This window comes from Clostridioides sp. ZZV15-6388 (assembly GCF_020657755.1).
Taxonomy (GTDB): domain Bacteria; phylum Bacillota; class Clostridia; order Peptostreptococcales; family Peptostreptococcaceae; genus Clostridioides.
This window is the reverse complement of the sequence record NZ_JAGWCU010000005.1, coordinates 14,946-35,591: the sequence shown is the minus strand read 5'-3', so window position 1 is coordinate 35,591 and position 20,646 is coordinate 14,946. Positions and strand designations below refer to the sequence as shown.

The following is a 20,646-nucleotide window of genomic DNA, read 5'->3' as shown; positions in this document are numbered from 1 at the left end:
TACTAAATTGATAATAGAATACATTTTTAGAAGAATCAAGAGTAATTACAACTTATAGGTTAAAAAAACTTTAATTGTGTATATGTATCTGATTTCTTATAGGCTTCTATAATGTCTTTCATCTCTGTCAAAATACCATAACGACCACATTCTTTTTTTAGTACTTGTTCACATCTCTTTCCATTCAAGCTAGGACATACATAATTTAGTCCATATGTCTTTTGATACTGAAATACTAGTTTTTGCGATATATTCTTTAAATGCTTATAAAAAAACTCTCTTTGACCATTACGCATTGTCATTCCATACATACAATAGATAAACTTTGCATTAGCCTTATGTGCTTTTTCAACAATTGCTCTTATCTCATTCTCATTGTCAGTCAAAAATGGTATCAAAGGTGTCAATAATATCCCACAAAATATTCCAGCATCATTAAGCTGTTTTACTGCTTCAAATCGTTCAGAACTTAGACTCACATTAGGTTCTATTTTCTTTGCTAATTCGTCATTTGCAGTGGTTATAGTCACTTTGACAATGGCAGAATTATTTCTTGTTATTTCTTTCAAAATTAGTATATCTCTAACTACCAAACTACTTTTTGTATCAATAGATACTCCAAAATGATTTTCTGAAATTAAATTCAATGCTTGTTGAGTAATGCAAAGGTCTTTTTCAAAAGGATTGTATGTATCAGACATGGCTCCAATACCGACAACTCCTTTTTTTCGCTTTGAATGTAACTCCTTTTTTAGAGTTTCTATCACATTTTCCTTATATCTCACTTGGTCAAAATTTTCTATGTTGTATACTGTGCTACGACTGTCACAATAAATACAACCATGAGGACAACCACGGTAGAGATTCATATTATAATCAATCCCAAACCATCTTGAGTTGTCAAATTTAACTTTCTGTAAAATTTGTTTTGCTGGTATACTTTTAATCATTATTAACCTCTTTTACTATCAGCATCTATAATATTCTTTAAGGAATTCACCCATGTTTCTAACGTTTGAGTTAAGACCAATTGCTGGTCTAGAATAGCCTTCCCTGTTTCTGGTACATTCGATTTTGTATTTATATTTTCCTCAATATACGACTTTAATACTTGTATGTTTTCTTCAATACTACTCAAGCACAGTTTTTGCTTTTCTGGTGTAAGACTGTATAAATTTACTATTACAGCATTGAAATCCAGAAAAATATTTACTGGCTTTGAAGCTGTATCAAACATTAAATCTAAAAAATGCTTTTCACCTAATTCTGTTAAAGAGTAAATTGCCTTTTCTGGCATTCTCCCCTCTCTTACAACTGTACTTTGAATATAACCTTTTTCTTCTAACTGAATTACCTTCTTATAAATTGATGGTGTACTGATTTTAACCCAACGTGATATATTTCTATATTCCACCACTTTCTGTATATCATAAGCACTCTGAGGCTGTTGCTTTACTATGCCAAGTACAATTAAATCTATTGTTGCCATAAAAATTCTCCTCTCGTTTTCTCTCTATTGACAAATACTATAAATTATAGTAGCATTTTCTGTATTACTATAAATTATAGTATTATATTTTAGAGCTAATGTCAATAGAAAGGGAGTGTTTAGCATGAAAGAAAGCAACAAAAAAATTGAATTATTAGGGTCTGCCCCAATACCGAAAGCATTGTTATCTATGGGATTACCTACTATGATAGGTATGATGATAACTGCATTGTACAATTTAGTAGATGCATACTTTGTAGGTGGTCTTGGAACAAGTCAAATGGGTGCTATATCTGTTGCATTTCCACTAGGTCAAATTATTGTGGGATTAGGATTATTATTTGGAAATGGAGCAGCTTCCTACATTGCCAGACTCCTAGGTCATGGAGATAAGGAAAAAGCAGGCAAAGTTGCTAGTACAGCTATTTACAGTAGTATAATAGTCGGTATATTATTTATTATTGTCATTATGATTCTTCTCAATCCTGTTTTAAAATTATTAGGAGCTACAAAAAGTATTATGCCTTATGCAATGTCTTATGCTAGTATCTATGTCGTATCATCTATTTTTAATGTGTTTAATGTCACTATGACTAATATTGTCACAAGTGAAGGAGCTGCTAAAACAACTATGTGCGCTATGTTATTAGGTGCATTGCTTAATATGATTTTAGACCCAATATTCATTTATACTTTTGGAATGGGTGTAAAAGGTGCTTCAATTGCAACTGCTCTCTCTCAGATGGTTTCAACACTGGTTTATATAGGATACATTTTTAGCAAGAAAAGCATGTTTAGTTTTAGAATTAAAGAATGTTGTTTTTCAAATGAAATCATGTCAGAAATTTTAAAGATTGGTGTACCTACCTTAATATTCCAGTTATTGACTAGTCTCGCGATTACATTAACTAATATGGAAGCTACAAAATATGGTGATTCTGTGATAGCTGGAATGGGTGCAGTAACACGAATAATGTCTTTAGGTAGTCTTATCGTATTTGGGTTTATAAAAGGATTCCAACCAATTGCTGGTTATAATTTTGGTTCAAAGAACTATGATAGATTACACAAAGCAATAAAAACATCTATAGAATGGACTACTATATTTTGTGTAGTACTTGGTCTTGTAATGGTGTTTTTCCCAACAGCTATAATTTCACAATTTACAAGTGGTGACGTGTTATTGATTGAAAATGGTAGTAAGGCTCTTAGGGCAAATGGATTTTCATTTATGTTATTTGGTTTTTATACAGTGTATTCTACATTATTCCTTTCACTAGGAAAAGCAAAGGAAGGTGGATTTTTAGGCATGTGTAGACAAGGGATATGTTTTATTCCTATAATCTTGATTATTCCTATATTTTGGGGATTAAATGGTATTTTATATGCACAACCAATAGCTGATTTTATAGCTGCCATAGTTGCAGGTTTTATGACGATAAGACTACATAAAGAGCTTCATATTTTAAAAATAAATTCCATTTCTTCTAAAGAATAAATCTAATTTAAAGTATGTGTCAGTTATATAAATCGACTATCAAAGAAGCTTCATGTATATTACTTATACAAATCGACTATCAGAAAAGATATAAAATTATTTCATGTATTTTGTAGGCTTAATTAACTCTATTAGCACTTATAAATTAATTTATCTATTTATATTGCTTAATCTACTTGCCAACAGGCAATAATATATATTAACATATATTTTTCACACAAATCATACTATTAATATGTGGTTAAATAATCCTTTTTCTCAAACTACTTGTTATTTTATCTATTCACTTGTATCATGGGATTATAATTATTTTAGGAAGGGAGACATTATATGCTTTCACAAAACGATATTGATATACTTACACAAGGTTTATCTTTTTGGGATAAACTCACTGACTCTCAAAAAAGCTTATTAATCTCTTCAGCCAATATATCCCACTTTGAAAAAGGAAACTCAATTCATAGTGGTGATAGTGATTGTGTTGGTGTTTTGATTATAAAGTCTGGAACAATACGCACATACATACTTTCAGATGAAGGGCGTGAGGTAACACTTTTCCGTCTTGATAGTGGTGATGTATGTATATTATCAGCATCATGTATTCTAAATACAATAACTTTTGATGTCTATGTAGATGCTGAGACAGATTGTGATATTATACAAATTAGTTCTTCTGTTTTCTCAAAGTTATCTACAGAAAATATTCATGCAGAATTGTTCTCGTATAAACTAGCCACTGAACGTTTTTCTGATGTTATGTGGGCAATGCAACAAATCCTTTTTATGAGTTTTGATAAGCGTTTGGCATCTTTTTTAGTTGATGAAATAACTAAGCAAAGTAATACTACTGTAAATATGACTCATGAACAAATTGCTAAGTATATGGGAAGTGCGAGAGAAGTTGTGTCGAGAATGTTGAAATATTTTGCTAGTGAAGGTCTTGTATCTCTATCTCGTGGTGGTATAAAAGTGTTGGATAAAGATAGACTTCGTTCTTTAACATTATAAGGGGATGACTCAAAATAAAAATTTAAATCATCTCCCTTTTTATACAAAAATTGAATATCATACATTATAGCTTAATATTTTATTAGATTCATTTTTTTATTTAAATACATCTAATGTTCCTATTTAATATAATAAATAAAAAACATTGACTATTTATCTAACACTTTTTATTTATTATTCTAATAAACTTCTTTTATTTCATTCTCAGTTAATGTAGAATATTTAAATTTGGTTAATGTATCCTCTAATTTAAAACCATTCTTCTTTAGCATTATTATAAATCCAGAGTCTTTTCTTCTAGCTTCTTCCTTTTTAGCTCTTTCTTCAATTTCTTCTTTAAAATTTCTACTTTTATTCATAATGTAAGCACCTCTTTTTTATTATATCAATTCTTCATTAATTTAATTTTATTTTTCATATAATTACCTTCTGTTTTTATAAATACGGATAAATTTAGTTTGAATTTTTATTTGCTAATAAAATAGCTTAGTTTTACTTCTATTACTAATATGAAATAAATTTGAATTTTTTTGAAAAGCTTACTCTTATGATTAGTATAACTTACCTGCGATTTTACCTGAAACTTTTTTATCCATTTCATCAAGAATATGAGAATATATATTTTTCATTGTTGCATTAACAATTCAAACACTACATTTCAATATAAAGCATTACATTTCAAATTGAAATCTTATATTTCTATTTGAAATGTAATATAAAGAAATATAATATTATTTTATTAAATTACAAAAAATATTTTCATAAAATTGTATTAAATCAATTTGATTAACAGTTAAATTACAATAAATCACATAAAAAAACAAATAAAATATTATTAATCTAAAAAGTTGGCATATTTTGTGCTTTTATAATTTAACATAAATCTAAAATTAAATAAGGAGAAGAAAATGAATAAAAAACAGTTGATGAAATTCTTACTTGTTGCAGCTATACCAATAATTGTATGGAGCTTACCTGCACCACAAGGATTAAAGAAAGAAACTTGGGATATTGTTGCTTTATATCTAGGTTTACTAGCAGGTCTTGTTATTAAACCATTTAAAGAGCCAATAATTACCTTAATCATTGTAGGTGTAGCCCTTATGTTTATGGATGAGTCAATACTACTTCATGGATATTCAGATAAAATGACTTGGTTTTTAGTTGTTGTAACTATTGTCTGTACAGCATTTGTAAAGACAGGACTAGGAAAACGTATGGCATACAACCTTTTACTAAGAGCAGGAGATTCTACTCTAGGACTTGGATACTTAATGATGATAAGTGATTTAATACTTAGTCCTGCTACAGGGTCAAATGCCTCTAGAACAACTATTATATATCCTATATTTAGAAATATCGCAGAAGGTGCAGGTTCTAAGCCTGATGATGAGCCTAAAAAATTGGGTGCATATTTAACAGTATTAACATATGTAGTCTCTCAAGGTACAGCAGCATTATTTTTGACAGGTATGGCAACTAATGCGATAACAGTTTCTTTGGCAGCAAGTATGTTAGGTGTTAACTTAACTTGGGGAACTTGGTTTATGGCATCAGTTGTACCAGCAGGTTTATTCTTACTAGTAGCACCACTTATAGTCTATAAAATATATAAGCCAGGTTTAACTCACTTAACAGATATTAAGCCACAGATAAGAAAAGATTTAGATTCATTAGGTGCTATTACAAAACATGAAAAGATACTAGTTGTATTCTTTATTCTTGCAATTCTTGGATGGATGTTTGGTGAAAAAATACCTTTTGTAAACTTAAATATGCAAGTAGTAGGATTTGTGTTCTTAGCACTAGTTCTTATAGCAGGTATTTTAGATTGGGACGATGTTATTGGAGCTAAAGGAGCATGGAATGTATTTATATGGTATGGTGCCTTTTATGGTATTGCTGGTTCGTTAGCTGATGCAGGTTTTTACAATTGGCTGGCTGATAAATTAGGTACAGTACTTAATCTATCAGATGTAAATGGATTATTAGTTACAATAGTACTATTGTTAGTGAGTTTGGCAGTTAGATACTTCTTTGTATCAAATAGTGCATTTGTAGCATCTTTTTATCCTGTACTATTTGCAATAGTTTTATCTACTAAAGCAAATCCGATGGTAGTTACATTATTACTAGCATTCTTTGCAAGTTATGGAGCTTTATTGACTCATTATGGAAATGGAGCTGGTCTTATAGCCTTTGCATCAGGATATGTATCTCAAAAAGATTTCTGGAAAGTAGGTACTATCATGGTAATGGTTGCATTAGCAATATTCTTAGTAATAGGCTTACCTTACTGGAAAATAATTGGATTATGGTAAGTACACATTAAATTTATATATTGGAGATGAATAATTATGCTAGATTTACTTATTGTAAATGGACATGTAGTAGACCCTAAAAATAATGTAAATGGGAATAAAACAATTGCTATATACAATGGAAAAATAACTGAATATAAACATGGCGATAATGCAAAACACACAATAGATGCAAGAGGTAAATTTGTTTTTCCAGGGTTGATTGATGCACATGCTCATATGTTTGCAGATGGAACTGAAATTGGTATATATCCAGATAGCACCTATCTTCCAACTGGTGTTACTAGTGCAATTGATTGTTCAGCAGGGGTAGCAAACTACCAACTCTTTAAGTCTTCAATTGTGGCTAGAAGTAAAGTAAATATAAAAAGTTTCTTGCAGGTTTGTTCAGCAGGATTAGTAACTACTAGCTATCATGAATGCATTGACCCAAGGTATTTTAATCATGAAAAAATAGAACGAATATACAATGAAAATAAAGACAATATATTAGGTCTAAAAATAAGATTAAGTGAAAATTTAGTGGAAGGTCTAGGAATAGAGCCATTAAAAGAAACTATTAAAATAGCTGAAAAAATAGGATGCCCTGTTGAGGTACATTGTACAAATTTACCAGTTCCTACAGAGGAAGTATTAAATATATTAAGACCAGGAGACATATTTGAACATGTATATCAAGGTGTTCAAAACACTATCCTCGACTCAAATGGCAATTTATATGAATGTGTAAAGAAAGCAAGAGAAAGAGGAATCATATTTGACACAGGAGAAGGTAGAAAACATGGTGATTTTGAAGTCATGCTAAAAGCAAAAGAACAAGGATTTATAGCTGATATTTGTAGTACAGATTTGGTGTTAGAAAGCATGTTTAGAAGACCTATATTCTCTCTACCAAATCTTATGTCTAGATACATGTGTATGGGAATAAGTCTATATGATGTTGTAAAAATGACAACACAAAATCCAGCTAAACTTATGAAAATGGAAAATCAAATAGGATGTTTATCAGAGGGTTCAAATGCAGATGTAGCAATATTTGACATTATGGATGTTAAACAAACTTATACAGATTGGAAAGGTAGTAAATTCGAGGCAGATAAATTATTAAAAACAGAAATGACAATTAAAAATGGATTTATAGTATATTGTGCCCCAGATTACATATATGAAAATTAATTAGGAGGAAAAAAATGGGTTGGAAAATATTATTACCACAAGAAATAATGCAAGAAGGAAGAGATTACTTAGAAAGTAGAGGACATGAACTAATAACTGGTTCAGGCATGGAGACTAAAGATATAATAAATGATATAAAAGGTATTGATGCAATTATAGTTAGGTTATCTAAAATAACGAGAGAGGTATTTGAAGCTGCTGATAACTTAAAAGTAATAGTACGTCATGGTGCAGGATTTGATACTGTAGATTTAGATGCAGCAAAAGAATTTGGTGTTCAAGTATTGTATTGTCCAGTAGCAAATAGTACTTCTGTTGCAGAGGTAACACTAATGTATATGTTATATTGCTCTAGAAATTATACAAGAGTAAGAAAAAGTTTTATAGATGACTATTATAAAGCTAAATTAAGAACTCCTAAATGTGAGCTTGATGGAAAAACTGTAGGAATTATTGGATGTGGAAACATAGGTTCAAGAGTTGCTAAGATGTGTATGGATGGATTCAATATGAAAGTGGTTGCATATGACCCCTATAAATCATCTAAAGACTTCCCACAAGGTGTAGAAGTAACTAGAGATATAAGCAAAATATATAAAGAAAGTGATTTTGTTTCTGTTCACTGTCCAACAACTTCTGTCACTAAACATTTTATAGGAAAAGAACAGTTTAGTATGATGAAGGAAACAGCATTTTTTATAAATGCAGCAAGAGGAAGTGTTGTAGATGAACAAGCTTTATATGAAGCATGTAGAGATAATATTATAGCAGGTGCTGGCTTGGATGTATTACAACAAGAACCAGTAGATTCTAAAAACCCTATATTATATTTAGATAATGTTGTGGTATCTCCTCATATAGGAGCAGCAACTAAAGAAGCTACTAATAGAGCCTCTTTACACTCTGCAATTGGAATTAATGAGGTATTTGAAGGTAAAAATCCTACTTGGCCAGTAAAATCAATAGATTGGGACAATGCAACTATATACAATGATTAGTAAACAACAAACACTTATTAGGAGGAACTTAAAATGACAATAGGAAATAGAGTATATTTAAAAAGAGATTTACCAGATAAAGAACTTGTAAAAAGATTTAGTGTATTACCAGCAGCTAATGTAGGAGACTGTATGTATAGGTCAAGTGCATTAAGTTCAGAAATAAAGTTAATGTCTTCACCAAAAAACAGAATGTGTGGAGTTGCATTAACAGTAAAATCAAGACCAGGAGATAATTTAATGCTTCATCAAGCTCTTAATATAGCTCAAGAAGGAGATATTATAATACTATCTAATAATGGAGATAGAACACAAGCTATCATGGGAGAAATCATGTACAAATATCTTGCAGATTTCAAAAAGGTAGCAGGAATTGTAATAGATGGTCCAATAAGAGATATTGATGTTATATCAAAGTCTAGTTGTCCAATATATGCTACAGGAACTACTCCAGGTGGTCCATATAAAGAAGGTCCTGGAGAAGTGAATGTACCTATATCTATAGGAGGAATTGCTGTTAATCCAGGAGATATAATATTAGGAGACCAAGATGGTGTAATCGTAATCCCTAAAAATGATGCAGCAGACCTTATTGATAAAGCAGAAGCAAATGCTCAACAAGACCATGCTAAAGTAGTAAAAGCTTCTGAAGGAACTGCAAATAGAGAATGGGTAAAAGAAACATTAGAAAAAAAAGGTGTACAAATTATAGATGATGTTTACAGAGTTTAGTAATAGATGACTTCTACTCTATGTCTATAAAATATTTATACATATAAATATTAAAATAAAAATGGATGTGTCTCAAAATGAACTTTTTAGTTCATGAGGCACTCTTTTTTGTATGAAATCAATTATATTTTCATCATTTCAACAATGAAAAAGAAGCTTATCTCTATTTTGAGACAGCCCCATTTTTTATTTTATTCAATGAACATTTTATTCAATGAACATTTTATTTAATAAATATTTTATTTATCATATATTTAATTTGAAAGTTGATACTTTTTAAGTTTACGCCAAAGAGTAGTAGTACTGATACCTAGCTGACTTGCAGTAACAGATTTTACTCCATTATTTTTCTCTAATGTTTCAAGAATTAATTTTTTTTCATAATCTACAATTTTATTATCTGCCAAAGTAGGAGAATAATCTATTGTGGATGTTGAATTTATATCCTTTCGAAAATGTGGCTCAGAAGTTAAAATTTCAGAAACTAAGTATTCATCTATAAAATTATCATCACACATAACTACTAGTCTTTCTACTATATTTTTTAATTGTCTTATATTACCAGGAAAGTCATATCTACTTAAAATTTTAAGTGCAGAATCAGATATTGACACTGGTTTGTTATAATGAGATATAATAGCATATGTCAGTTGTTCGATATCTTCTTTTCGCTCTCTAAGAGGAGGTAAATCTAGCTTCAACACACAAAGTCTGTAAAATAAATCTTCTCTAAAATTATTATTATCAATCTGCTCCACTAAGTTTTTATTGGTAGCTGTTATAACTCTTACATTAATAGGTACAACTTTAGTATCACCTATTCTAGTAACTTCCCTCTCCTGCAATACTCGAAGCAGTTTGACTTGGACATCTTTAGAAATTTCTCCAATTTCGTCTAAAAATATAGTCCCATTATGTGCCAATTCAAAGACACCTGCTTTTCCTTCATTTCTAGCACCTGTAAAAGCTCCCTTTACATATCCGAATAGTTCACTTTCAAGTATATTTTCAGGTATAGCTGCACAGTTTATAGCCACAAAAGGTCCATTAAATCTATTGCTATAATTATGTATACTTTGAGCAAATATTTCTTTTCCAGTGCCAGATTCGCCAGTTATTATTATTGTAGAATCAGATTTAGCAAATTTCTTAGCCATATTTACTGAGTGCATTAATGCATCACTTGAACCTAATATATCGTTAAAATTGCTTTTTGCACAATGAGATTTTGAAATTAAACTCTCTCTTATTTCTTTTTCTGTTGATTGAATATTTTCGATATCTTGTATGGTTGCAACACATCCAAAATGCAAACTATCAATTATAATTGGAAAACAATCAAATGTGAGAGAAGACCCTTTAAAATTAATTATATTGTTACATAGAGAATGCCCATTTTTCAGTGAATCCGAAATATCACCAGAAGTTAAATAATCTTTTATAAATTTATCAACTTGGTTAAATAGTAGCCTTTTTGCTTGATTATTTATAAAAAGTGGTGAGTGATTTTTATCAATTGCAATTATACCACTATGGGTACATTCTAGAATTTCTTCTGTAATAGAGTTATTTATTCTCTTTTCAATTCCTATGTTATATAGATGAATTGCTTCATTAATAGATGCATGAATAGAAGACTTTTCAACTTCAGTCTCTATACAGGGCTTATTGTATTTAGAGGTGATTTCTTTTGTTGTTTTTCCACCTATGAAAATTTCAGTACCATTATCAATTAATTCTTTTATTGTATCTTCAAACTCATAAAGAGAATTTAACTTGGGTATTTCTAAGTCAAAATTGGAGATTTCTTTGAATCGCTTAGCCGTTTTATATGATAATTCTAAACCTATAAATCCTATTTTTGAGGAATATTTAAGTGCTTTTTTGTACGAATAAAATATGTCTTCATATTTATATCCAATATCTACTATAGGAATTGAAACATGCTTACGCAATAAATCAACATTTTGACCACGAGTAATTATTACTTTAGTGCCTAAGTTAATTAGGTTATCTGCTAGTTCTATAGTTTCTTTACCTGTAGCAATGTATGATGGAATTTTTATATGTAGTTCTTCAAGCACTTCATATACAGTATCTGAAAATAACTTAGAAGGAGCAATAACTACTATCTCGTTTTTCATATCATCAAATCTCCTTTTATTAATCTTAATCTATTTTTTATTTTATATATGTATTGTATTAATACCTTGTACTCTCATTTTACCATGATAAAAGGGGATGTCTCAAAATAAAAATTTGAATCATCTCCTTTTTTATACAAAAAACAGAAAAGGAGTTCCTAAGAACCCCTAATCTATATGATAATTGCTATGTAAAAAAACAAAAAACACATTATAATTATTTATAATCTTATTTGTCGTCTTACTTGTAATATTCAAATATCTATCCATAAACATAAAATAATATTATCCACAAACAATAATATACAAACAATAAATAAAAATAAATATATTATATATACATATTATAAACCTCAAAAAATTCTTCAGTCGTAACTGTACCTAACCATTCTTTAGAAGGATATAAAAACTTATACTGATTGTTTTTAATAAGACTATCATCCATAGTATCATAAATACAAGATAGCAATGATGCAGACTTCACAAATGAATTACAAAATTCCTTAGATACAAGAGATTCCAATACCTCCAGCATAGTTTTTTCATCTAATGATTTACTTGCAGCAATATAAGATGGTAATGCTATAGCTCCATCATCAGGGTATGACATAAATAAATCGTTATTATTAGCACGCTTTGCATATATACTAGGAGTTATTGCTAATCTATCCGAACCATTTTTTACATCATTAAATGATTGTATTGGCATATCTAATATAACTGAATTAGATAAAAATCTCTCCACGTACTCTTTTCCATATCTACTCCATATAGCTTTAACAACAGATTTCGCACCAGAGTTATTTATACCACCAATGACAGTTTTTGTATCAGCGTCAATTACGTTTTTTATAGAATCTGTTAAACCCTTGTAATTCTGATTATAAGAAAATACTAATGGTATAACCAAAAATGGAAGTAATCTTTCATCGAAATATATAGATGATGATTTAATCTCACTTTTAATATTGAAATAGCTCGATAACGAGTACAATTTACTTGAAAACTTTGAATAGATATTCTTGTCTTCATACACTTCTAAATCTGTAGAAACTATAATATCAGGAATTAAAGCATCTGGTTTTTTTAAATACTCATTGAGTTTGTAAGGATAACCTATACCAAAATAAGTTACCTCTAAATTAATATCCTTCTCTTTTAAAGACATAATTAAATTATCTAAATAGTTTTTCTCATATTTATGAAGTATACAAATATTGCTCCAATACAGCCTAACATTTTTCATAAAGAGTCTCTCCTTTTCTTAATTTATATTGACATTCTAATTGAAATTCATATATATCTTTAAGTTTCCCTAAGATTTCTTTTTCTTCTTTAGTCTTATTGATTACTTTGAAGATTGAACCATTTTTCATTATTATACGCTTCTCTGCTATAAGTGCTGTATGAGGGTCATGAGTAACTATAAAAATCAGCTTATCACTTTTCAATAAGATGTCTAATGCAACATTTTTATTTATTCCAGCATTCTCTATTTCATCTATCAAAACAATAGGATTATTTGAAATGAGAGCAACATCTGCAATCATCAAGGCACGTGTCTGTCCCCCACTCAATGATGTAAGGTCTTGAGATAGGGAAATAGGTTCTGCTGTTATGGAGTTTGCTACATCTAATACTTCTTTTATTGATACAGAAGTATTGTTTTTACATTCTTTATGTATAACTAAAAATTCCTCAACTGTAGAATCAAGAACAAACCTCATGTTTTGGCTAAGATGAGAAATTAGATTTGTAGCAAATTTATTTCTTTCCTCAATAGCAACTTCCATATTATCAATGACTACTTTTCGATTAGTCAAAGAATCTTTATTGACAAACTGCTCTATATCTTTGATTAACCTGCTTTTACCAGAGCCAGTATTACCTACAATAGAATAAATATGACCTCTATAAAAAGTTAGAGATTCAAAGTTCTCTGTATTGCCAAGTTTGTTTTTTCCAGGATATATGGTTATACTTTTCATTAAAATTCACCTCTAAAATTCATTTTAGAAACTATGCCTTGTTGGAATTCATCACCAATTCTACATTCCCCAATACAATAAGAACATACTCCACTTGGCATTGTATGTCTTAATAAATGTTCGTCATTGTTTGGAATATTAGTACTTTTTATATAGTTTGAAATTAGCTCTACACCAAAACCAACTAATCCATCTATAAAGAATATATTAGAATTAGGATTTATTTTTTTTATATTAAATGATATTATCTCTCTTTCTGCTTGCGATACCATGTCTATTTTACTTAGAACTATGGCATCACTTTCACTTAACATTGGACCTAGTTTTTGAGGGGTCTTAAAGCTAGATGTACAATCACATACACATATGTGGAGTGTTTTATTTGTTGCAGGTGAACACCTATTGCAAAGCCCAGCAGTTTCTATTAGTAAAATATCGCTACTTTTATTTTTAGCCCAAAGTATAAGTTCGTTTATGTTTGAGATAAGAAAATGGTCTGGACATATATCTTTACTAAGTCCAACAATATAAGGTATATTCAATTTTTTATATATTAAATCATCATCAGTAGCTAGACAATCTATCTTACATATTGAAGGGTTAAGCCCATTAGACTTCAGATAAGGAATTAAATGTTTTATTAAAGCAGTCTTCCCTACAGAAGATGAACCAGAAATTAATATAGTTTTCATGGATTATGTAAAATCTCCTTTCATATTTTGTTAAGAGATATGATAGCATTAAAAACTACTAAAAACTGTATCAAATGAGACAATTAATAAATAAACTTGATTGAAAATAATTATCAATATTATTGAATTTTGGTAAATACTATGATATTATTTCAATCAAAGTGAATATTTATCAGAAAAGGTGATGACTTTGAATGAGAAGGAAGTACTAATAAATAGTAAGTTATTTTCTGAAAGATACATTGTAGAAGATAAGATAAAAGCAAAGAGTTATAAAAAGGGTCAATTTATAAGCGATTTTTTTGATAAAGAATATTATGTAGGTGTAGTCAAAACAGGACAAGTATCCATCTATTGTATATCAAGTGATGGAACTGAAGTTAACATGTCTATTCTAAAGGAAGGAGATGTTTTTGGAATTTCTAATATATTTGATGAAGAATCCTTAGATACTGTACTAAAATGCAAAAGTGATGTTTACGTAGTTTTTTATCCCAAAAAATGCTTTATAGATATGATGAAGTTGGATATTGCTGTTGCTTTAGAGTATTCAAGATATTGTAATAGAAAAATACAATTTTTACTTAGAAAAGTAGAGTTTTTAAATATACAATCTAGTAAAAAGAAAGTTATTGAATACTTACTAGAAAAAGCTAGTAAAAATGACACTGTGCTATTAGAGTGTTCTAAGGAGGAGTTAAGTAAAAGAATTAGTGTAAGTCGAGCATCTTTATATAGGGAATTGCAGTCATTACAAAATGAAAATTGTTTAGAACTTGGTAAAAAGTGTATAAAAATATTGAATAAAGAAAAGTTAACACAGATTCTATATGAAATATAAACTTAAATAACAGATTCTATATAAAATATAAAATTAAATACTAGGAGGAAGTTTTTATGAAAAAGAAATTATCAATATTATTACTAGCAGCATTAATAATAATTTCATTGGTAGGGTGTACATCAAACCCACCAGAAAAACAAACAAAAGAAGCTAAAGTAGTTGCAAAGGTGACAGCACTAAAGGGTCCTACAGGAATGGGAATGGTCAAAATGATTGGTGATGAAAACGATAAAAAAGAAAAGGATTATGAATTTTCAATAGCAAATTCTGTTGATGAAATTACACCCAAGCTTGTTAACAAAGAGCTAGATATTGCTGCTATTCCCGCAAATCTGTCATCTGTTTTATATAATAATAGCAATGGTGAAATAGAAACACTAGCCATTAATACTTTAGGAGTCTTATACATAATTGAGAATGGAAATTCTATAAACAGTGTCGATGATTTAAAAGGAAAAACGATTTATTCTAGTGGTAAAGGCTCTACTCCTGAATATGCTTTGAATTACATATTGAAAGAAAATGGAATTGACCCGACTGAAGATGTCAACATAGAGTACAAATCAGAACATACAGAATGTTTGGCGGCATTATTAAATGATAAAAATGGAATAGCACTACTTCCCCAACCATTTGTAACAACAGCATTGACTAAGAGTGACAACTTAAGAGTAGCTTTGGATTTGACAAAAGAATGGGATACTTTGAATAAAGATAAAAATACTGAAAGTGCTTTAGTAACAGGAGTTGTTGTTGCACGAAAAGAGTTTATTGATAAATATCCAGAAAAGGTTAAAAGTTTCTTAGAAGAATATAAGAAATCAGTTGATTTTACAAACAATAATATAGAAGAAGCTTCAAAACTTATTGAGGAAAATGAAATAGTACCATCTCAAATAGCAAAGCAAGCAATACCAAAATGTAATATAACATTTATAGAAGGTAATACAATGAAAGATAAATTAAGTGGATACTTACAAGTACTTTATGATGCTAATCCAAAGTCAATAGGAGGAAAGATGCCAGGTGAAGATTTCTACTACACTCAAGAAAATTAGTAAAGCTCATATACTAGCAATAATCTTTTGGCTTATAGTTTGGCAAATAAGTAGTATGATAATTGGTCAGGAGATACTTTTAGTATCTCCTTTTTCCTCTTTAAAAAGGTTATTCGAATTATCTATGAAGTTTGAGTTTTGGCAATCAATACTCTTTTCTTTTATGAAAATAACAACAGGATTTATATTAGCTTTTATCATTGGAATAATATCTGCCATAATAGCATCTAATAAAAAAAATTTTAGGATACTTATTGAACCCTTAATACTGACAATACAATCTATACCAGTAGCTTCTTTCATAATATTATCTTTAATATGGATATCTTCAAAGAACCTGTCTATTTTTATATCTTTCTTGATGGTATTGCCAGTGGTATATAGAAATATTCTAGATGGAATAAATAGTATATCTAGGGAGTTAAATGATATGGCAAAAGTATTTAAAGTCAGTAAGATAAAAAAAATAAGGTACATATATTTATCTGAGGTAGCACCATATCTAAGAGCAGCATGTAGTGTTTCTTTAGGGCTATGTTGGAAATCTGGAATAGCAGCAGAAATAATAGGAATGCCAGCTAATTCTATAGGAGAAAACTTATACAAAGCTAAAGTATACTTAAATACACCAGATTTATTTGCATGGACTATAGTTATTATTATAATAAGTATTTGCTTTCAAAAGGGCTTTTTATCATTGATAGACTATTTATTAAAAAGATTGGAGATAAACTAAATGGATATAGTAATTGAGAATCTAAATAAAAAATATAATGATAAGGTTGTTTTAGACAATTTTAATAATGTATTTAAAGATGATGCTATCTCATTTATAACAGGAACATCTGGTATTGGTAAAACAACTTTGATAAGAATATTAATGGGCTTGGAGAAAGCAGATAGTGGAAAAATTATAGGTATTAGTAATAAAAAGATTAGTGCAGTATTCCAAGATGATAGTTTGTGTGAAAATCTAAGTGTGTTATTGAATATAAAGTTGGTATGTGAAAGTCTGGGTAATTCAGAAATTGAAGATGCTTTAGAACTATTGGACTTAAAGGGTTGCATGAATAAAAGAGTAAGGGAATTAAGTGGTGGTATGAAAAGAAGGGTTGCAATATTAAGAGCTTTATTATATGATTTTGACTTGCTTATAATGGATGAGCCATTTAAGGGTCTTGATATTGAAACTAAGTATAAGGTTATGGATTTTGTAATAAGAAAGATGGAAAATAAGAGTGCTATAATAATTACTCATGATATGGATGATATAAAATACTTTAGAAATCATGAAAAATTAATAATTGACTTTAAAATGCCTTCGATATATTGATTTCATATTGGTTTTAAAATCAACTAAAGTTTTTATATGAATATTATTTCAAACTTACTAATTCTATATACCAAAAAGGCTGTAGGCAAATTTGTTTTTACATAAAAAAGTACCTGCGATTAAAACAAGTACTTTACATATTTTTTCTAATTTGTGATATAATAAAAGCAAGAAGAACTACAATCTATTTGCAGTAGAGTGGAGTTCGTAAATTAGTGTTTCTTTTTGAACTTAATCTTTAGTTCAAAACTAAAGTCACTCCTGCCAGAGTGGCTTTTTACTTTTTTAAACAATTTATCCGTTAAGTAAACTATTAAACTGGCAACTAAACTTGCTAGTACACCTTGTAAAAAATTATCCACACATACTCACCTCCCTTCTATACGTTGGGAGGATAACCTTTTGTATGAACTCCACTCTATAAATTGTAGATTACATCTTCTTGCTAAAACTATTATAACATATAATTCCTACATATTTTACCTATTCTATAGTTATTTTCCTATCTCCTTCGCCCTCTTTTTCTTTCTCTTTCAGCCTCTTTCATTGCTTTATATTCTATCTTATTATTTAATTATTATTGCTATCTAAATTTATCATATCTACTCTTTTTAATTTTTCTACTTAATTAAAACTCTTACACATAAAAAAGAAGCATAAACAAGTTTATTTTATACAAACTCTATCTATACTCCTCACAAATTCACATAAATTCTCTCTATACAGACTTGCTCTTCGCCTTACATATCATCTGAGTCATAGTACCCATAGGACAATAAACACACCATGAACGAGGCTTAAATAGTATCATCGTAATCAATCCAAGAACAGTTGATGTAAGCATAACACTATAAAAACCAAACGCAAACTGTACCACCCAAGGTGAAACTAAAGTCCCATGATATGCCCATTGCCATGGCATTTTTATAGTCCAAAGCAAAGTCACTACCTCTTTAAAATTTCTACTACCTTCAAACACTAGATAAGTTGAAAAAAGCATATTAGCAAACATCACCATAAAAAATGTCAAAAAACCATATCTAAACCACTTACTTCTAATAAATTTAGGAATATCTTTATTTCTTGACAACTTTAATTTATTTCCAAGCAAATTAAACAGCTGTCCTCTTCCACAATATTTATTGCAGTACGCTTTATTTCCTTTAATAATAGAAATAAGTAATGGGATAAAGAAACAAATTAACCCAATCCAAGCGAAAATAATATTTACAAATCCCAATATCAAATATATTGAAGAGAAAATCCATAAATAGTCATACCAATGTTTTTTATTATTCATGACACTTACCTTCTTCCTCTTTTAATATTGTTATAATCTCAATCACAGATGCTGGACATACCTTCTCACAAATACCACATCCAACACATAAGTCTCTATCAATCTTTGCACTAATACCATGTGGTACTGAGATAGCCCCTCTTGGGCAGACTTTTATACAGCTACCACAAGCTACACACTCGTTTTCTAAAATATTTGCATACTTCTTTTTTTTAGCAGACATAATAACCTCCCTATATTATTAATCTATAGGAATTATATCAATATATTTACTTTTTATCTGTGACTTAATCACATAAGATATCAAGATTAAAAATTCCACTCTAATAGTCACACTTACCTTATCCACAACATATCTATTTCTTTCTAACAATGTACCTGACATTAATAACACTCATGTCAAACATTCTCGCTAATTCCATATAATTTTTTCCATTAAATAATTTAATCATAAGCTCATTTCTAGCCTCTTTTAAAGCACCCTCCACTGTCTTAATATAAAAATATGTTCCCCCACTTTGTTGACACAATTTCAGATACTCCAATAAATTATACTTATGTAACTCCTTTGGAATACTCACTTCTATATTGTGTTCTTCAAGCAATTCTATAATTTTTTCCAATTCTAACATCTTTTCACCTCATATTTTATATTATTTTTAGACTTTCAATAAGCTTGTTATGGCTATCTTATTACTCTAATAATTTAGTTCTTGAAAATGTAACCTATCCCCATAGTAACAAAAATGCTTATGCCTAGTCTGTCCATCCCTACACTTCGCAACTATTAAATCAACAATCTTAATTCCCCTGTACTCTGATTCCCTAACTAATTCCTCACTTTCTCCTATATCTTTTACTGCTTCTTCATAATCACTCCCTTTTAATTGATGTATATAAACCACATTGTTGCTATCGTGGTAGATGGCTTTACTATCCCTCATAGGTCTATCTCCATAAGGTCTAAAATCTTTCATTTCATCATTTAATTGACTTAACTGAATTATTGGTATATCAAAATCCAGAGTCATACTTTTTAATTCTCTAGAAAAAGTGGCCACTTCTCTTTCTCTTTTTTCCATACTTTTTTGAGATGTAAGAAGTTGCACATAATCCACAATTAATAAGTCGGGCTTTATTTGCCTTATCCTCTTTCTAATTGCACTGATTGTGTCTATCTTGTCATTTATATAAATTAAGTTATTCTCGCGTAAATCTCCTATTGCATTTACAATTAGTTTCCAATCACTTTCATTTATCTCTTTAGATTTCATATTTCTTGTACTTACCCCTGTTATCTTGCATATATTTCTCATAAACACTTGCTCACTTGTCATTTCTCTACTTATAAATAGAGTCTTTTTCCCTTGCTTGGCCGAATTTAACATTATTTGAAGAGCTAAAGCAGTCTTTCCAACCCCTGATTTAGCTGCTATTGTTGTTAGCTCCCCTTTAAAAAGACCTCCTATAGTCGAATCAAGTAAACTTATCCCAAACTTAAATCCAACATCCTTTTTACTTTCTAAAAAATCAAGGACTTTTTCTGCTATGCTATGTACATCATCATTTTCATAAGTATCTTTGTCCAAGATTTTTCTTATATTATTTTCAAATTTATAGATGCAAGTATCGATATTTTCTCCAAAATTTATACCTTCCAATAGTCTTTGACAATTTTGATTTATGCTTCTTCTTGCTAAGTTTTCTTTTAAAATTTTTATATAACCATCAATACCAAAAGTTTGACCCCAAGTGATTACACTAGTTAAACTGCTCATTTTAATTGCTAAAGACTTCTCATCTATCTTTGATTTTACAGTTGCTACATCAATTATTATCTTTTCTTTTCTAAGTTCTTTCATGATTTTAAATATTTCAAGGCATGTAGAATTCATAAACATATTTTCATTTAAGTCATCTAATTTGTAGTTTAATTTATTGTCTAAAATAATTGTGCCTAAAATAGCCTGCTCTATTTCAACAGCTTTTGATTTAACCATATAAATTAATCTCACTTTCCTCTTAAGTTTTATATTTTAATATTATTAAGTCTTTTATTTTTATA

At 29.3% G+C, this 20,646-nt stretch carries 22 protein-coding genes; 10 read left to right on the top strand and 12 right to left on the bottom strand.

Annotation, left to right across the window (positions count from 1 at the left end):
- Positions 1–59 precede the first annotated feature (59 nt).
- Complete coding sequence (locus tag KGF48_RS04660; RefSeq protein WP_227828743.1) at positions 60–950, bottom strand: SPL family radical SAM protein; 891 nt, start codon at positions 948–950, stop codon at positions 60–62.
- Between the two features lie 2 nt (positions 951–952).
- Positions 953–1,489, bottom strand: a complete 537-nt coding sequence (locus KGF48_RS04655) for a PadR family transcriptional regulator (protein ID WP_227828744.1) — start codon at positions 1,487–1,489, stop codon at positions 953–955.
- Between the two features lie 124 nt (positions 1,490–1,613).
- Here KGF48_RS04655 and KGF48_RS04650 point away from each other — a divergent pair, with 124 nt between their 5' ends.
- Together KGF48_RS04650 and KGF48_RS04645 are read left to right on the top strand one after the other, a co-directional pair.
- Positions 1,614–2,987 (top strand): MATE family efflux transporter, encoded by a 1,374-nt coding sequence (locus tag KGF48_RS04650; RefSeq protein WP_227867784.1) that lies wholly within the window; start codon positions 1,614–1,616, stop codon positions 2,985–2,987.
- A gap of 330 nt (positions 2,988–3,317) precedes the next feature.
- Positions 3,318–3,995, top strand: coding sequence for a Crp/Fnr family transcriptional regulator (locus KGF48_RS04645; RefSeq protein WP_227839188.1), 678 nt, complete (start codon positions 3,318–3,320; stop codon positions 3,993–3,995).
- Positions 3,996–4,174: 179 nt separating this feature from the next.
- On the opposite strand, the gene KGF48_RS04640 is transcribed toward KGF48_RS04645, so the two are convergent.
- Positions 4,175–4,354, bottom strand: a complete 180-nt coding sequence (locus tag KGF48_RS04640) for a hypothetical protein (RefSeq protein WP_227839187.1) — start codon at positions 4,352–4,354, stop codon at positions 4,175–4,177.
- A 549-nt stretch (positions 4,355–4,903) separates the two neighbouring features.
- Between KGF48_RS04640 and KGF48_RS04635 the strand changes: the two genes are divergently transcribed.
- The 4 genes from KGF48_RS04635 to KGF48_RS04620 are packed head-to-tail and all read left to right on the top strand — an operon-like array spanning position 4,904 to position 9,222.
- Positions 4,904–6,316 carry a DASS family sodium-coupled anion symporter gene (locus KGF48_RS04635; RefSeq protein WP_227839186.1) on the top strand — a complete coding sequence of 471 codons (1,413 nt, stop codon included), beginning with the start codon at positions 4,904–4,906 and terminating at the stop codon, positions 6,314–6,316.
- A 36-nt stretch (positions 6,317–6,352) separates the two neighbouring features.
- On the top strand, positions 6,353–7,492 hold the full coding sequence (locus tag KGF48_RS04630; protein ID WP_227839185.1) for an amidohydrolase family protein: 1,140 nt from the start codon (positions 6,353–6,355) through the stop codon (positions 7,490–7,492).
- Positions 7,493–7,506: 14 nt separating this feature from the next.
- Positions 7,507–8,490, top strand: a complete 984-nt coding sequence (locus KGF48_RS04625) for a hydroxyacid dehydrogenase (protein ID WP_227839184.1) — start codon at positions 7,507–7,509, stop codon at positions 8,488–8,490.
- A gap of 33 nt (positions 8,491–8,523) precedes the next feature.
- A complete protein-coding gene (locus KGF48_RS04620; protein ID WP_227839183.1) occupies positions 8,524–9,222 on the top strand; it encodes an RraA family protein in 699 nt (232 codons plus the stop codon).
- Between the two features lie 254 nt (positions 9,223–9,476).
- Here the strand turns inward: KGF48_RS04620 and KGF48_RS04615 are convergent, their stop codons facing one another.
- From KGF48_RS04615 to KGF48_RS04600, 4 genes are all read right to left on the bottom strand, one after another.
- On the bottom strand, positions 9,477–11,366 hold the full coding sequence (locus tag KGF48_RS04615) for a sigma 54-interacting transcriptional regulator (RefSeq protein WP_227839182.1): 1,890 nt from the start codon (positions 11,364–11,366) through the stop codon (positions 9,477–9,479).
- 331 nt (positions 11,367–11,697) lie between these two features.
- Positions 11,698–12,612 (bottom strand): hypothetical protein, encoded by a 915-nt coding sequence (locus tag KGF48_RS04610; protein WP_227839181.1) that lies wholly within the window; start codon positions 12,610–12,612, stop codon positions 11,698–11,700.
- Positions 12,599–13,354, bottom strand: a complete 756-nt coding sequence (locus KGF48_RS04605; protein ID WP_227839180.1) for an ATP-binding cassette domain-containing protein — start codon at positions 13,352–13,354, stop codon at positions 12,599–12,601. The genes KGF48_RS04610 and KGF48_RS04605 overlap by 14 nt, the downstream gene beginning before the upstream one ends.
- Complete coding sequence (locus KGF48_RS04600) at positions 13,354–14,046, bottom strand: GTP-binding protein (RefSeq protein WP_227828755.1); 693 nt, start codon at positions 14,044–14,046, stop codon at positions 13,354–13,356. Before KGF48_RS04600 ends, KGF48_RS04605 begins: the two co-directional genes overlap by 1 nt.
- 190 nt (positions 14,047–14,236) lie before the next feature.
- Here KGF48_RS04600 and KGF48_RS04595 point away from each other — a divergent pair, with 190 nt between their 5' ends.
- The 4 genes from KGF48_RS04595 to KGF48_RS04580 are packed head-to-tail and all read left to right on the top strand — an operon-like array spanning position 14,237 to position 17,281.
- Positions 14,237–14,887 (top strand): Crp/Fnr family transcriptional regulator, encoded by a 651-nt coding sequence (locus KGF48_RS04595; protein WP_227828756.1) that lies wholly within the window; start codon positions 14,237–14,239, stop codon positions 14,885–14,887.
- A 56-nt stretch (positions 14,888–14,943) separates the two neighbouring features.
- Positions 14,944–15,948: an ABC transporter substrate-binding protein gene (locus KGF48_RS04590; RefSeq protein ID WP_227839178.1), complete on the top strand. Its 1,005-nt coding sequence runs from the start codon at positions 14,944–14,946 to the stop codon at positions 15,946–15,948.
- Positions 15,917–16,684, top strand: coding sequence for an ABC transporter permease (locus KGF48_RS04585; protein WP_227828758.1), 768 nt, complete (start codon positions 15,917–15,919; stop codon positions 16,682–16,684). Before KGF48_RS04590 ends, KGF48_RS04585 begins: the two co-directional genes overlap by 32 nt.
- Entirely contained in the window at positions 16,685–17,281 is a 597-nt protein-coding gene (locus tag KGF48_RS04580) for an ATP-binding cassette domain-containing protein (protein WP_227839177.1), read from the top strand.
- A gap of 212 nt (positions 17,282–17,493) precedes the next feature.
- Here KGF48_RS04580 and KGF48_RS04575 read toward each other — a convergent pair whose 3' ends face one another.
- From KGF48_RS04575 to KGF48_RS04555, 5 genes are all read right to left on the bottom strand, one after another.
- A complete protein-coding gene (locus KGF48_RS04575) occupies positions 17,494–17,643 on the bottom strand; it encodes a type I toxin-antitoxin system toxin (protein WP_227433538.1) in 150 nt (49 codons plus the stop codon).
- Between the two features lie 356 nt (positions 17,644–17,999).
- On the bottom strand, positions 18,000–18,581 hold the full coding sequence (locus tag KGF48_RS04570; protein ID WP_227828760.1) for a 4Fe-4S binding protein: 582 nt from the start codon (positions 18,579–18,581) through the stop codon (positions 18,000–18,002).
- Entirely contained in the window at positions 18,574–18,804 is a 231-nt protein-coding gene (locus KGF48_RS04565; RefSeq protein WP_227839176.1) for a 4Fe-4S dicluster-binding protein, read from the bottom strand. The genes KGF48_RS04570 and KGF48_RS04565 overlap by 8 nt, the downstream gene beginning before the upstream one ends.
- Positions 18,805–18,937: 133 nt before the next feature.
- Positions 18,938–19,213: a Mor transcription activator family protein gene (locus tag KGF48_RS04560; protein WP_227828762.1), complete on the bottom strand. Its 276-nt coding sequence runs from the start codon at positions 19,211–19,213 to the stop codon at positions 18,938–18,940.
- A 66-nt stretch (positions 19,214–19,279) separates the two neighbouring features.
- On the bottom strand, positions 19,280–20,581 hold the full coding sequence (locus tag KGF48_RS04555; protein ID WP_227828763.1) for a replicative DNA helicase: 1,302 nt from the start codon (positions 20,579–20,581) through the stop codon (positions 19,280–19,282).
- Between the last annotated feature and the right edge of the window lie 65 nt (positions 20,582–20,646).